The 14,981-nt window shown below is 43.9% G+C and carries 12 protein-coding genes; 4 read left to right on the top strand and 8 right to left on the bottom strand.

Going from position 1 to position 14,981, the window contains the following annotated elements; translation table 11 throughout:
• Positions 1-170: 170 nt before the first annotated feature.
• From acnD to IE130_RS04195, 6 genes are all read right to left on the bottom strand, one after another.
• Entirely contained in the window at positions 171-2,804 is a 2,634-nt protein-coding gene (acnD, locus tag IE130_RS04220) for a Fe/S-dependent 2-methylisocitrate dehydratase AcnD (protein ID WP_189582578.1), read from the bottom strand.
• A 277-nt stretch (positions 2,805-3,081) separates the two neighbouring features.
• Complete coding sequence (gene prpC / locus IE130_RS04215; protein ID WP_189582089.1) at positions 3,082-4,221, bottom strand: bifunctional 2-methylcitrate synthase/citrate synthase; 1,140 nt, start codon at positions 4,219-4,221, stop codon at positions 3,082-3,084.
• 91 nt (positions 4,222-4,312) lie between these two features.
• The gene (locus tag IE130_RS04210; protein ID WP_189582086.1) at positions 4,313-4,963 is read right to left on the bottom strand and encodes a DUF2059 domain-containing protein; all 651 of its coding nucleotides are present in this window, start codon (positions 4,961-4,963) and stop codon (positions 4,313-4,315) included.
• Positions 4,964-5,064: 101 nt separating this feature from the next.
• Positions 5,065-5,958, bottom strand: coding sequence for a methylisocitrate lyase (gene prpB, locus IE130_RS04205; protein ID WP_010200405.1), 894 nt, complete (start codon positions 5,956-5,958; stop codon positions 5,065-5,067).
• 364 nt (positions 5,959-6,322) lie between these two features.
• On the bottom strand, positions 6,323-7,594 hold the full coding sequence (locus IE130_RS04200; RefSeq protein ID WP_010200402.1) for an NRAMP family divalent metal transporter: 1,272 nt from the start codon (positions 7,592-7,594) through the stop codon (positions 6,323-6,325).
• A gap of 286 nt (positions 7,595-7,880) precedes the next feature.
• Entirely contained in the window at positions 7,881-8,891 is a 1,011-nt protein-coding gene (locus IE130_RS04195) for a LysR family transcriptional regulator (RefSeq protein ID WP_189582083.1), read from the bottom strand.
• Between the two features lie 242 nt (positions 8,892-9,133).
• On the opposite strand from IE130_RS04195, the gene IE130_RS04190 reads away from it, so the two are divergent.
• Both IE130_RS04190 and IE130_RS04185 read left to right on the top strand, forming a co-directional pair.
• On the top strand, positions 9,134-10,141 hold the full coding sequence (locus IE130_RS04190) for a hypothetical protein (protein WP_189582080.1): 1,008 nt from the start codon (positions 9,134-9,136) through the stop codon (positions 10,139-10,141).
• A 239-nt stretch (positions 10,142-10,380) separates the two neighbouring features.
• Positions 10,381-11,031: a hypothetical protein gene (locus IE130_RS04185; protein ID WP_189582077.1), complete on the top strand. Its 651-nt coding sequence runs from the start codon at positions 10,381-10,383 to the stop codon at positions 11,029-11,031.
• Between the two features lie 183 nt (positions 11,032-11,214).
• Here the strand turns inward: IE130_RS04185 and IE130_RS04180 are convergent, their stop codons facing one another.
• Both IE130_RS04180 and IE130_RS04175 read right to left on the bottom strand, forming a co-directional pair.
• Positions 11,215-12,342: a zinc-binding dehydrogenase gene (locus tag IE130_RS04180; protein ID WP_189582074.1), complete on the bottom strand. Its 1,128-nt coding sequence runs from the start codon at positions 12,340-12,342 to the stop codon at positions 11,215-11,217.
• Between the two features lie 118 nt (positions 12,343-12,460).
• Positions 12,461-13,138, bottom strand: coding sequence for a glutathione S-transferase family protein (locus IE130_RS04175; protein WP_189582071.1), 678 nt, complete (start codon positions 13,136-13,138; stop codon positions 12,461-12,463).
• 162 nt (positions 13,139-13,300) lie between these two features.
• Here IE130_RS04175 and IE130_RS04170 point away from each other — a divergent pair, with 162 nt between their 5' ends.
• Complete coding sequence (locus tag IE130_RS04170; protein WP_189582068.1) at positions 13,301-14,224, top strand: LysR family transcriptional regulator; 924 nt, start codon at positions 13,301-13,303, stop codon at positions 14,222-14,224.
• A gap of 10 nt (positions 14,225-14,234) precedes the next feature.
• Positions 14,235-14,963, top strand: a complete 729-nt coding sequence (locus IE130_RS04165) for an SDR family oxidoreductase (RefSeq protein ID WP_189582065.1) — start codon at positions 14,235-14,237, stop codon at positions 14,961-14,963.
• The last annotated feature ends 18 nt before the right edge of the window (positions 14,964-14,981 follow it).

Genomic DNA, 14,981 nt, shown 5'->3' with positions numbered 1-14,981 from the left:
ACTTTGTGAACCAAACCAGTATATTATAAATCAATAGGGTTTGAAACCTATAGCAAGAGAACAAAGGCTGAATTTTGTTCATTAATTTAGCGAAAATTAAAAAAAGAGCCACTCTTAAAGTAGCTCTTTTTATCTCTACGTTTTAAAAAACTTGAAGCAAAGGCAAGGATTTACACAATATCTAGCGTACCCTCGATAAACTCTTTGGCAAAGCGTTGTAGCATACCGCCTGCGTTGTACATTTTGACTTCATCAGCCGTATCTAAACGGCAGATAATAGGTGTCTCAGTAGTGGTGCCATCAGTACGATGAATAACTAGCGTCATCAACCCGCCAGCAGAGACTTCGCCCGTGACATCAAAGGTTTCCGTGCCATCAATGTTTAAAGTATGACGAGTCGTACCTTCTTCGAACTGTAAAGGTAGCGCGCCCATGCCAACTAAGTTTTGACGATGAATACGTTCAAAGTCTTCAGCGACAACGGCTTCCACACCAGCGAGACGCACACCTTTGGCAGCCCAGTCACGGCTTGAGCCTTGACCATAACCATCACCTGCGATGATGATGAGCGGCTGCTCACGGTTCATGTAGGTTTCAATTGCTTCCCACATACGCATGACTTGACCTTCTGGTTCAACGCGCGCCAGTGATCCTTGGATGACTTCACCGCTGTCGTCGAGTACCATCTCGTTCAATAGCTTAGGATTGGCAAAAGTGGCACGCTGGGCGGTTAAGTGATCACCGCGATGGGTGGCATACGAGTTATAGTCCTCGGCAGGCAAGCCCATGGTATCAAGATATTCACCAGCCGCTGAATCACCCAAAATAGCATTCGATGGTGACATATGGTCGGTCGTGATATTGTCGCCCAATACTGCCAACGGACGCATACCTTTTAATTTGTTCATCGCTGCCATTTTGCCTTCCCAATACGGCGGACGGCGGATATAAGTGGTCATCTCGCGCCAGTTGTATAATGGGCTTAAAGCCTTGCCCGTGTCTTTTTTGGCCTCATCAAACATCGGGATATAGACGGCATTGAACTGTTCAGGCTTCACGGCTTCTGCCACGATAGCATCCACTTCGTCATCGTCGAACCAGATGTCTTTTAGGTAAACCTCATTACCGTTTTGGTCTTGGCCTAATGAGTCTTTTTCAATATCAAAGCGAATATTACCCGCGATAGCATAAGCGATAACCAGTGGTGGTGATGCTAAGAAGGCTTGCTTGGCATAAGGATGGATACGACCATCAAAGTTACGATTGCCTGATAAAACTGCGGTGGTGAATAGATCGTTATCGATGATTTCTTTTTCGATATCAGGATCAAGCGCGCCACTCATACCATTACAGGTGGTACAAGCAAAGCCAACCACATCAAAGCCTATTTGCTGCATCTCAGACATGAGACCAGCTTCTTCTAAGTACATCTTGACGGTTTTAGAGCCGGGCGCTAACGATGATTTTACCCAAGGCTTACGTAATAAGCCTTTTGCATTGGCATTACGGGCGACGAGGCCTGCGGCAACCATGTTGCGAGGGTTAGAGGTGTTGGTACAGCTGGTAATGGCAGCAATGATAACCGCACCATCTGGCATCAGACCGTCTTTTGGTTCAGGTAGTTTTTCGTCAGCGCCGTGGGCAATGCCTTTGGCAACCAAATCCGTGGTCGATACCCGTGCATGTGGACGCGAAGGGCCAGCCAGATTACGTACGACTGCTGACAGATCAAATTCAAGTACACGAGCATACTCGGCTTTTTCCATACCATCAGCCCAAAGACCTGTTTGCTTGGCATACTGCTCAACCAATTTGATCTGAGGCTCAGAACGACCCGTTAGACGCAAATAATCGATGGTTTGCTCATCGATATAGAACATCGCTGCGGTCGCGCCATATTCAGGGGTCATATTAGAGATAGAGGCACGGTCACCCACACTTAGCTGGCGTGCACCATCACCAAAGAATTCGATATAGGTAGAGACTACGCCTGCATCGCGCAAAAACTCAGTCATCGCCAATACTAAATCCGTACCTGTAATGCCTTTTTGCAATTTGCCCGTGAGCTTGACACCGACGAAGTCTGGCAGGCGCATATATGATGGGTTGCCTAGCATCACACTTTCGGCCTCAAGCCCGCCAACACCGATTGAAATCACACCTAGTGCATCAACCATGGGCGTATGGCTATCCGTACCAACAAGCGTGTCAGCAAAGGCCACTTCACGACCGTCTTTGCCTTTTACGACTTGTACCACTGGCGACATTTTCTCTAAGTTAATTTGATGCATGATGCCGTTACCAGGCGGTACGACGTTGACGTTATCAAAGGCATATTCACACCAGTTGATAAAGTGAAAACGGTCATCGTTACGGCGTTCTTCGATAGCACGGTTTTTCTCAAATGCATCTTTTTCAAAGCCTGCGTGCTCAACGGCCAATGAATGGTCAACGATAAGCTGAGTAGGAACGATAGGATTAACTTTCGATGGATCGCCACCTTGTTCAGCGATGGCATCACGCAAGCCTGCCAAATCAACAAAAGCGGTCTGACCCAAGATATCATGACAAACGACGCGAGCCGGATACCAAGGAAAATCAAGGTCTTGCTTACCCTGAATATGCTGGGTCAATGCGGCGGTTAAGTCTTCAGGTGGGCAACGACGAACTAAGTTTTCACACAGTACTTTGGATGAGTACGGTAGTTTGTCATATGCGCCCACTTCGATATTCTCAACGGCTTCACGGGTATCAAAGTAATAAAGGTCAGTATCGGGTAGTGGCTTTTTGAATTGCTCATTCATGGGTTGTACTAGGGCGTTGTCCATAAGTCACCTTTGGCGGTTGGCTGATTAATTTAGGTTAAAATTTTTTTAGCAAAATCATTGCTATGCCGTTGTTATCGCTAATGTTGTCATTAGTAGTGCTGGCAGGCTTTGCTAAAAAAACGGTATAAATTTGCAAGGGAAATAAAGGTAAGAATAAGAAAAGGTAGGGTGCGACCTGTGTACCTGAAAGTCGTTATTAATACGATGGAACACACCCTACCAAGCCAAAACTTACTTAACATTAAGTGCTAAATTAACGCGCACTCATATCTGGTACAGAACGCAACTCTTCACCAGTATATTCGGCACTTGGGCGAATGATACGGTTATTCGCACGCTGCTCAAATACATGAGATGCCCAGCCCGTCAAGCGTGAGCAGACAAAGATAGGTGTGAATAGTTTGGTTGGAATACCCATGAAGTGATAGGCCGACGCATGGAAAAAGTCAGCATTACAGAACAATTTCTTCTCGCGCCACATCACTTCCTCACAGCGTACTGATACGGGGTACAGCACTTCATCACCAACGTCAGCGGCCAGTTTTTCCGCCCAACCTTTAATCACGACATTGCGTGGATCTGACTCACTATAGATGGCATGACCAAAGCCCATGATTTTATCTTTACGAGCCAGCATCCCCATCATTTCTTCTTCGGCTTCATCAGGTGAGCTAAAGCCTTCAATCATATCCATCGCGGCTTCGTTGGCACCGCCATGTAAAGGACCACGTAAGGTGCCAATTGCACCAGTAATACAAGAATGGATATCAGATAGGGTAGAGGCACAGACGCGCGCAGTAAAGGTTGAAGCGTTGAACTCATGCTCAGCGTATAAAATAAGCGAAACGTTCATTACTTTGGTATGTAGCTCGTTTGGTTTCTCACCTTTTAGTAGATGTAGGAAATGTCCACCGATGGTTTCATCATCCGTCTCGGTTTCGATACGTACATTGTCATGCGTGAAGCGATACCAATAGTTAATAATCGATGGGAAAACAGCAAGCATACGATCAGCTTGGTCGTTTTCTTCGTCGAAACTCATTTCAGTCTCAAGGTTACCGAGCATAGAGCAGCCAGTACGCAAGACATCCATCGGATGGGCGTCAGCTGGGATACGCTCAAGCACGTCTTTTAGCGGCTGTGATAGACCACGTAGACCTTTTAACTTGGTTTGATACGCATCAAGCTCACTTTGGGTTGGCAGGTTGCCATAAAGCAATAGATAGGCGACTTCTTCAAAGATGCATTTGTCTGCCAATTCTGACACATCGTAACCGCGATACGTCAAGCCGGAGCCGGATTTGCCAACGGTAGATAAAGCGGTCTTGCCAGCGACTTGACCGCGTAGTCCTGCGCCTGACAATACTTTTGTTGATGGGTTCTGTGCTGCCATGATTAAATTCCTTTTGTGGGTAGCTTTTTTGAATTGAAAAGGGAGTATTTCTTACCGTTAATTTATGACTTACTATATCGCTGACTGACAGCTACGTAGGCTGTTCAGGCTGTGTGTCATCTAAATCGACATTGCAACGCTCAAACTCAGCTTCAATAGGCACATTCAATACTTCCATCGCGCTGCCTGCGCCTTCTGCATTGTTAATTTTCATGTACTTGACGCCAAGCGGTGATTCCATAAAGGTTTGGATTTCAGTCATTTCTTCTGGGGTGGGATCAGCCATTGGCGTTGCAACTTCCTCACCATTCATGACGCGCAATTGCTCATTGCCAAAAGCAATCAACTTTTCCCCTACATCTGAGGTATAAAACTTATCCAGCTCTTTTAACTCAGCATCGGTAAACTGACTTTTATAGAAGCTATCGACTTCGGCTTTGCCCAAGTCTTTGTCACGCGATTCAAGGCAGCTTACTTGCTCTGCACTGAGCGCACCGCTAGTGATAATCGGGGCGAACAACAGACTGTTGACGGTATCTAACGTAATTGTCGTCATCACAAGATCATCTTGACTGGCTGGCTGCGCAGCAGACGTATCGGCAACAGCAACGTCACTTGCATTACTGGTCGTGTCATCAGCGGTTTCTGGTGTTTTATCACAGCCTGTTGTGAATAACAAAGCGGCAAGCGTGCTGCTAAGTAGTGAAGCTTTTACAACAGAACTAGAATTAAAAAATGACATAAATAACCTAAAATTAAATAAAGACGAATTTCATAAAGATAAAAACACTCAGAGGTGATTTATCTCTACGGCGTTGTCAGGTGCTAACTATTAATGACTAACTACTTATTATCAGCGAACAAGTTATCTAGCGTTTGCTCAAATTCATGATAATTCAAGAAATCATACAGCTCCATGCGGGTTTGCATGGTATCCACAACTTTGTCTTGGGTGCCATCATTCAATAGATGCTGATAAACGTTTAATGCCGCTTTGTTCATCGCGCGAAAAGCTGATAGTGGATACAGCACCATATCAACACCAACGGCATATAATTGCTCCGTGGTATATAGATCCGTCTGACCGAACTCTGTCATGTTCGCTAGTACTGGGATATCAAGTACATCAGTAAACTTACGATACATCTCGATATCGGTTAAGGCTTCTGCAAAGATCATGTCAGCGCCCGCTTCTTGAAAGGCAACAGCGCGCTCAACGGCGGCATCAAGTCCTTCAACAGATAAGGCATCAGTACGAGCCATGATGACAAAGTCCTTATCCGTTCTGGCATCAAGAGCGGCTTTTAAGCGGTCAACCATTTCTGAGATGCTAACGATTTCTTTATTTGGGCGATGACCGCAGCGCTTTTGAGCGACTTGATCTTCGATATGTACCGCTGCCACGCCTGCTTTTTCCATTTTTCTGATGGTTTGGGCGATATTGAATGCGCCACCAAAGCCAGTATCAATATCGACAAGCAGCGGCGTATCAACCGCATCCGTAATACGGCGGGCGTCTTCTAGGACATTATCAAGGCTAGTCATACCCAAATCAGGTAAGCCGAATGAGGCATTGGCCACGCCAGCCCCAGAGAGATATAAAGCCTGATGACCGACCTGCGTCGCCATCATCGCTGTATAGGCGTTAATCGCGCCAGCGATCTGTAATGGTTGATTGTTATCATTTTTTTGTTTCATTGCACTGCGGAAGCGCGCGCCAGCGGATGGTGAGGTCATGTCGTAGTCCTTACGTGGAGGGATAGTGTTATCGTTGTTGTTGTTGTTGATTATACCCAATTAATCACCCCTGCAAAGGCTATGCATTGAATCGTTGTTTATTTATTTTAACAAATAAGTGTAGTATTTTTAAAAGTATTCATAAATAGAATAGCATTATGCGTTTTATAACGATCTGCTTGGTTGACTATTCATTTTTCTCAAGTAATCAAAATTCTTATCATTAATTTTTTACATTTAGTTACAATTATTGGAAGCATTATCGCTTTGTCTACTTATCAGTAGCCATTAAAAAAGCCCTAACAACTCAGCTATTAGGGCTTTTATGACATACAACTAGACGCGTTAGGTTATCAGTGTTTATTTAACCAAACAGACCCGCCAAATTAGCTAGGAATAATAGCGCAAAGCCGCCTAAGAAGATTAAGCCTGCAACTGATAGCGCATTCATGCCTGCCGATAGTTTTTGATGACTACGAACCAACGAGTAGTTTAACCAGCCAAAGATAGGCGCGGAGACAAAAGCGGAGATCATGGCAAATTTCAGCATAGAGCCTAATTGTCCAGTAAAGAAAGTGATAATAACCAAGCCACCACCGATGGCATAGGTCGTCCAAAAAGCAATTTGTTTTTTGGTGATTTCACTTTCGCCTTTAATCAAACGCCAGCACTCTGCATTGGCGCGACCGTAGCCATCCGCACAGGTAATCGTGGTGCCAAACATACACATAAAGGCGACGAAGGCGACCAGTAATCTCGACCATTCACCAATGGTGGCGGTATACATGTTAATCAGCTGATTGATATACGCACCGCCGACCAGCTCAATCTCTTGACCCGAGCCATATTGCACAAAGACACCAAGCGATAAAAAGAACAATGCCAAAATAGCAGAAATTGAATAACCAACATTAAAGTCCAGTAACCCTTGACGCTTGGTTGTATGGTCGGCTTTGACTTTAGCAGACGTCCACATAGAGGTAATGGCGGCAAATTCGAGCGGCGCTGGCATCCAGCCCATTAGCGCGACGATGAAACCCAAGGTCGCCAAATTCCAAGGAGAGGCAGCAACAAAGTCAACGGTCATCACTGTCGGCTTGCCAGCAGCAATAATCACGGCAGCGACGGTCGCCGTCGTCAGCGCAATCATAATCCACTTGGTCAGGCCATCGAGCAACTTATAATGTCCTGCTATCAAAAAGAACCAAGAAACGGCAACGATGATTAACGACAACGCCATCGTCGATAACCCGAGGGAGGCGGGGAGCATAAAGCCCAATATCACTGCGGCGATCAAAGAGACTGCGCCAGTACTGATGACGGCTGATAAAATGGATAAGATAAAGTAAATCCACAGATAGGCTTTTGAGCGTTTGGCATAGCCAGCGATTAAGCTCTCGCCCGTGTCATAGACATAATCTGTCGCGAAACGAAAGAACGGATACTTGAAGACATTGGCCAAAATAATCATGATTGCCAGCTGCCAGCCATAGATAGCACCCGCCTGCGTTGATGAAATTAAATGCGAGCCGCCAATGGCAGCCGTTGCCATTAGAATGCCAGGACCAAAGATGCGCCAACTAAAGCCTTCCTGGGCAGTAGCGCTATCAGGGTTGTTCATACGTTGTGTGGTCATAAATACCTCGAAATGGTTAAAACGGCAAATTATCACTTACCTGTGTCAGCTTGCCAATGATCATTAGAGAATCGGTCTATCACTTGCTTAAATATAAAACGATTCATCTTGTATCGACTTTAGCACACCAATGCTACTCAGGAGAACGATTATTCTAGTCATTATTACTATTTGTTTGCATTGCCATTCTTTTTAGTTAGCATAATCACTCCATAATATCAAGCATTAGGATTGATTATTTTTTGGCGGTTCTTTATAACACAATATTCATTCGATAGCTGATAATTTAAGGCTCTGACACAAATTTTTGCTGCCGGTAAGTGATGCCGCGCTGCTCATAGACATGATAAATGGCGACGAGCAAATCAGGTATTTTTGGATGCACAAAATCTTTGAGGGTGTGCAGAAAAATAGGCGAGGTGACGTTTTCATGAACCAAACGTTGATAGCTGATTTGTTCCGTGCGTACCGTTTGTAGGCTGGCAGGCACTAAGGTAATACCTTCGCCCGCAGCCACCAAACCAAGTGCGACTTGCAAGTCGCTCACTGTGGTGGTCATAAATGGCGAGATGCCATATTGTGCAAACAGATGTAGCAAAGGTTCGGTAATGGGCTCATTCAGCGGTGGCTGCTCACTATTGGCGTTTACCGTGCTACTTCCTGTATCAGCTGTTAATGTGCTTGCTGTCGTCGTCAAGACTGGCAGATGCGTTTGATGGTATAGAATCAAGCGGTTGTTTGCCAAATCAATCAAACGCTGCTCACGCACATGAGCCAACGGATGGGCTTTAGGAAGCGCCACCACATAACGCTCATGACGCAATAGTATCTGTTGAATCCATGCGTCCTGATGAGCAAAACGACCAAAACCAATGTCAATTTCACCACTTTTTAGGGCATCCATTTGCTGATAAGAGCTAATATCCTTTAAATTGACCTCAATATCAGGATTGGATTGCTTGAGCGTTGCAATTATTTCAGGCAGTAGTCCATACAGCACTGACGGCACAAAACCAATGTTTAAGACGCTGCTTGGCGCTGATAAGCGTTGCGTCATGCTGGTAACGGTATCAATCTCTGTCAGTATGGTACTGATTTTATCGTAAAAAAACGCACCCGCCTCAGTCAGATGGAGCGGTCTATGGTAGCGATCAATGAGTACCACGCCCATATCGGTCTCAAGCTGTTTGAGCAGGCGACTCAGACTTGGCTGTGACAATCCAGTTTTAGTCGCTGCTGCGCTAAAGCTACGCAAATCTGCAACAGCAATAAACGCATTGAGCTGTTTTAAATCCATATTATTGCGCCTGTTATGGTATAGGGTGTCTCTATAGAGATCGGTTTTTCATACGTATTCACTTTACTGTTTAAGAGGCGACGTATAAATATTAGTGATATCGAATAAATTATGCTTGAAGATAATGAGGTGAGCAACTATATTGAGGGTTGGTAACATTGTTACACTTGCGCAAGAAAAATTACAATTTCATTTTAGCAGTCATTTAACGCCAGTAGAATAAACTGGCTTGGTGTTATTCTATGAACGATGAAAAAAAAGACATCGGTACTGATTTTGACGAGGAGTTGGCCAAACTTGTTAATAAAAAATCGCGTAAGCTTGTCAAAAATAATATCTATGAACGCTTTATCAGTCGTGTTGACGGTACAGAAGATGACGATCAAAATGAAGGCAAGTCTGACCAATTAACGCCATGGGAGAATATACGACAATCTCCTAATTATGAGTCTTTAAGCTCAGAAGAATTGCAGTTTTTTGCCACCTCAGAGGATAATGAGGGGATAGACATTGATGTATCAGATACGACAACTACAGATGTCAGCTTTGACTTTATTAATGAAGAGGAAATATTTGGCAACGATGAGCCACTAGCAGATACGCCTCAATCATCAAATAAAGACTATCCAAATAGCTATGATTTGGATAAAAATTCAGACCTTGAACTAGACAGCCATCATGTTGAGCATACCAGTGATGATACTGATACTTTTCACCCAGCTCATAATGATGAGCAAGTGGTTGAAAGCAAAGTTGCTGAAAATACAGTCGTTGAAAACATGGCAGAACCTGCTAACAACGCAGCAGTAAAACCGCAGGGTAAGCTCGCCAGTAATAAAAAGCCTCTCATCATTGGCATTGCTATCGGGACATTATTGGCCGCTATTATTGTGTTAACCATTAATGCCAGTGGCATCTTATCTCCTTCGACAGAAGGTACAGTGTCTGACGCCTCTAAAGAGGTGGCGAGCGATATTGACACCAATGTCAGTAGCGATACTCAACCTAAGATTCAGGCTAAGGCAGCTAAGGCGACAGCCATCTCGAATAATCCATCAGTGACTGACGCTGAACCATCAGCAGCGACCAGTCCCAATCAAAATGATGCGCCATCAAGTGTCGCAGCGGATAAAGAGACAGAGCAGATAGTAGAAGCAACTACCGATGGCTTGGACAACGAAGCCGCGATTTCTTATGAAGATTTTAGGCAAGAATCGCAAAGTACGCTGTACCGTGAGACCAGTGATTGATGCTATCAACCAAATAACGCATTGATATTGATCAATGCTATTATCCAAATTATCTTAGAGAATTGTCTTAGAGAAACGACAGCCCAAAGTGATACTTTCGCAAAAAAAATGTACCGTTTGTCTGTCAGTCATAGCGCTCATACCAAAATAAGTTGAATAGAATCAATATATTTGTATTATTACGAATATACAACACGATTATGTGCCGTTGCTTACGAAGACTGACTTGGTATTGACTTATGGAAATTGCAGATAGTGAAAGTAGCCTTAATAAAGGCATGGAGTTACCTAAACATGGTGACATTGAGCTGAATATTAACAAGCGTACTCGTGATGTCTACGAACAATATTTGAAAAACACCATAGAAAACGTAGTTCAAGGGCAAGAGCCTATCTCAGAAACAGCAGATCGGGATACTTATAATTATCTCAATCAAACACCTATAAAAGCTGCATCCGAACAAACACAGCCAGTTCCCAATATCCCAAAAAAATCAGCAAGTGAGTCTCACAGCAATATCAAATTAATGGCTGTGACTGCTATAACCAGCGCCTTAATTATTGCCGCCACCGTCGTAACTCTTGATATGAATGGCATTTTAGTCGCTTTCTCTGAGCGCTCAACTTCGTTTATTGAGCAAACGCCAATAACGAGCACCGATGCGGCTGTTGCTGAAGATGAGCTCGTAGCAAAGGCAGTTTCAATAATCCAACATACCGTTGATGACAGTTTAAACACAGTTAATCATGCGGGTGCTCATAGCAATGCAAGAGATATCAACACAAACATAATAGTAGAGAATAGGTCTGTCAGCATTGAGCCTGCTATTACTTACGAGGATTTCATGGCAGAGGCGCAAAATCCCTTATACCGTGATAACGAATATTAAGCCCAGTTATTTACCAAGATTCAGGCTGAACAACAAAACGTACTATCAACCAATATAGTTAATTTTTAGAGAAACTATAAATGAGTTAATGGTCATTAAGGTCTGTTGAACATGCAAATAAAAAAAGCAGATATCATAATCGATATCTGCTTTTTTGTTTCTAAATTACTTTTTAAACAACAATTAAGCTTGAGGCGTGATTAAGTACTTTTCACCGGTCGCTTGCTTACCGTAAGCGGCGATTGATTGTAGTTTTAATGCCTCTGCCAATGACACCTCATGCGTATAGCTGCTGGCAAATGTCGTGGTGATTTCTTCTGCAACACGTTTGCGCATCGACATGACTGTCTTGGTGCCAAGTTTGCCTAGCGCATTGAACAATAAGAATCCATTAACACCCCAAGCAAAACCAAAGTTACGGTTCAATGTAATAGGGCCGCGGTTTAGGGCGCCATAAATATAAGCTTGTTTAAAAGTGTCAGACCCATAAACGCTGTATTCTTCTACATCACGAGTGATAGCAGTTTCCATACAGTTAAGAATATCGCTGCTTAACTGACCGCCACCGATAGGGTCAAATGAGATAGTGGCACCTGTTTCGATAATCGCTGCCGTTAAATCAGCAATGAAATTATCACTGCTTGAGTTGACCACATATTTTGCGCCCATATCACGCAATAGCGTTTCTTGCTCATCTCTACGTACAATATTGATCAAATCAATGCCATCAGCGATACAAATACGGTTTAACATTTGACCAAGGCTAGAGGCTGCCGCTGCATGAATGATGGCTTTATGCCCTTCAGCACGCATGGTTTCGACCATCGCTAACGCAGTAAGCGGGTTCACAAAAGAAGAGGCACCTTCTTTAGCCGTGGTGCCTTCTTTTAGTTCTAGGCAGCTTTGTACATTGACACAGTGGTATTGACGATAAGTTCCACCGCCAATCACAGCTACCGTCTTACCCATCAATGCTTGTGCGGCATCTGATGAGCCCGCTGCGACCACAGTCCCTGCGCCTTCATTGCCCACAGGCGTGGCTTTACCCACACGTGTTTTTAGCGATGGCATAAACTGAGCGGGGACATCAGCCGTGATGACTGGGTTTTCGTCGGTGCCTGATTGTACAGCGGTTGCCATATTGGCGGCGCTGAACATAACCCCCAAATCAGATGGGTTCAATGGGGCCGCTTCAATGCGCACAACGACTTCATCGGCACCAGGCTGCGGCATATCAATCTCTTGTAATGCCAATGTCAATTTGTTGTCTTCGCTGATGGTTGAAGTCAGTTGGATGTTTTTATCAGTCATAGGGTTTGCTCCTGCAAATCGTTATAGTTATTGAACCAATGATGGTATTGTATTGGCCCTATTTTTTGGTTATTGAATACAAAGGTTGTTCTGTAGTTAAGTACTTTTTAATATCAAACTAGCCAGCGTTTGCGGCTTTAATTTGGGCTGTCACATGCTGCATAAACTCTGGCATGTTTGCTAGACGACCTTCTTCTACTTGTTTGGCAGTATTAGACTCTTTCACAGCAGCATTCCACTCTTTCATACCTGGGATTTCTGCCAGCACATCCCAGTTAAGTTGGGTAGAGGCAAATGCGCTGACAATAGTATTCACATAATAAACATAGATGTCAGCCATCGTGAATTCGTCACCTGCAATCCAAGGCGAGAATTGACACAAGCGATTCAAGGCAATAATACCGCGGCTCAATACTTGGCGTACTTCATCCTTGACAGATTCAGGGGCATCAGTGCCTGAAAAAACATAAGGGATTAGCCTACGGCTTGGTAGCTCAAAATAAAGCTCTGATATCTTCATAATTTGACGCACAGTTGCGCGTTCTGCCGCATTTTTAGGATATAACGGCTTTTCTGGATAAGTTTCTTCTAAAAAATCACAAATAACGCTAGATTCTGACAAGTTAAAGCCATCAGGGGTTGTGATGGCAGGTACTTTGCCAACTGGGCTGACTTTCATCAACTCATCACTACTACCGTAGACAAGGTTTTCTTGGAATGATAGTTCTTTGAATAAAAGGGTGTGTTTCACGATATTGTAATAGTTGCTCGCAGCAAAACCATGCAAAGTAATCATAAGTCCATTTTCCATTGTTGATATAAAAGTTGTAATTTTTAAGTTAAACACATTATTACTGGTTTTAATATGGTTATATATAAGGTAAAACGTGAATCACTATTGTTATTAAGACAATAATAGAGCGAAAATACTCAAATATTTATTGAATGGAGAAATAGGTTGGATCAACTACGTGCAATACGGTATTTTAGTAAAGTCGTCGAAATGGGTAGTTTTACCAAAGCGGCAAGTGCCTTTAATGTGCCGCCATCATCATTGTCGAGACGTGTTTCTGATTTAGAAAAAAGTTTGGGCGCGACATTATTAAAGCGTTCGACCCGCATCGTTAAGCTGACCGAAGTGGGGCAAGTCTATTACAACGACGTGCAGCAGATATTGAACCAATTAGAACAAAGCAAAGAAACGGTTCGCAGCTACCAAACGACGCCAATGGGGCGTTTGCGAATCAGCTCGATGGTGGGTTTTGGTGAAAAAATACTGCTACCTTTATTAGATGAATTTAGTCTGTTATACCCAGAGATTGTATTGGATGTCAGTTTGAGTGATGAGCTGTCAACGCTTGGGCGTGATGATGTCGATATTGCGATTCGCGGTGGTTACGCGCCCAATGAGCGCGTGCTCGCAATCAGGCTGATGGACAATGGCTTTATTCCGGTTGCGTCCCCTAGTTATCTGAAAAAATACGGTATACCTAGCCATGTAATGGAATTAAAAGATCATAATGGCCTTTATTTTAAAGCACCAACAGGGCCAACGCCTTGGCTATGTCATGTGGATGATCAGTGGCATGATGTCTCAGGGCCTGCGGTAGCGATTTCAAATAACGGGCCGTGGCTGGCAAAAAAAGCTTGTGATGGTGACGGTGTTTTGATGTCAACTCAATGGGCATTAGCGTCATATCTTGAGTCAGGACAACTGATAGAACTAAACTTTGAGCATAGATTAACGATTACCCAACATGCTGATATGGCGGTGTATTTGTTGTACCAAAAACAGCGCTACTTAGTCCCAAAAGTAAAAGCTGCTGTGGACTTTTTAGTTGAGAAAATAAAAATCGATAATGAACCTATGATAAACGTATAAGGAAATAGATATGTATAGAGCACCCGTTGCAGTTGTCATTGGCGCAGGCGATGCCACTGGCAGCGCTGTTGCAAGACGTTTCGCGAAAGAGGGTTTTACCTTATGCGTGACCAGAAGGAGTGTCGAAAAACTGAGCGCTTTAGTCAGTGATATTGAAGCGGCTGGGGGAGTCGTCAAACCATTTGGTTGTGATGCGCGTGTCGAGCAAGAGATGGTTGAGCTGTTTGCTCATATTGAAAAAGACATTGGACCGATTGAAGTGGTGGTATTTAACATAGGTGGAAACGTGCATTTCTCCCTCTTAGAGACCACAGAAAGAGTTTATAGAAAAGTGTGGGAAATGGGAGCGTTATCTGGGTTTTTGACAGGTAGAGAGGCGGCGAAAGTCATGATTCCGCGTGAAAAAGGAACCATTATATTCACTGGTGCGACGGCTTCTGTGCGAGGTGCTAAAGGTTTTTCTGCTTTTGCTAGCGCTAAATTTGCGTTACGGGCTTTGGCGCAAAGCATGGCTCGAGAGTTGGGACCAACAGGCATACACGTGGCACATACTATTATTGATGGTGTGATTGATACCGCCTTTATCCGTGACAACTTTCCTGAGCGCTATGCCTTAAAAGATCAAGACGGTATATTAAATCCAGAGCACATCGCTGAGCAATATTGGCAATTGCATTGTCAACCAAAAGATTGCTGGACACACGAGCTTGATCTACGCCCATGGTTAGAAACTTTCTAAATGTATAACGTGCCGTTT

Source organism: Psychrobacter glaciei (assembly GCF_014652895.1).
Lineage (GTDB): Bacteria > Pseudomonadota > Gammaproteobacteria > Pseudomonadales > Moraxellaceae > Psychrobacter > Psychrobacter glaciei.
The sequence above is the reverse complement of the archived record's forward strand: the minus strand, read 5'-3'. Positions and strand labels throughout refer to the sequence as shown.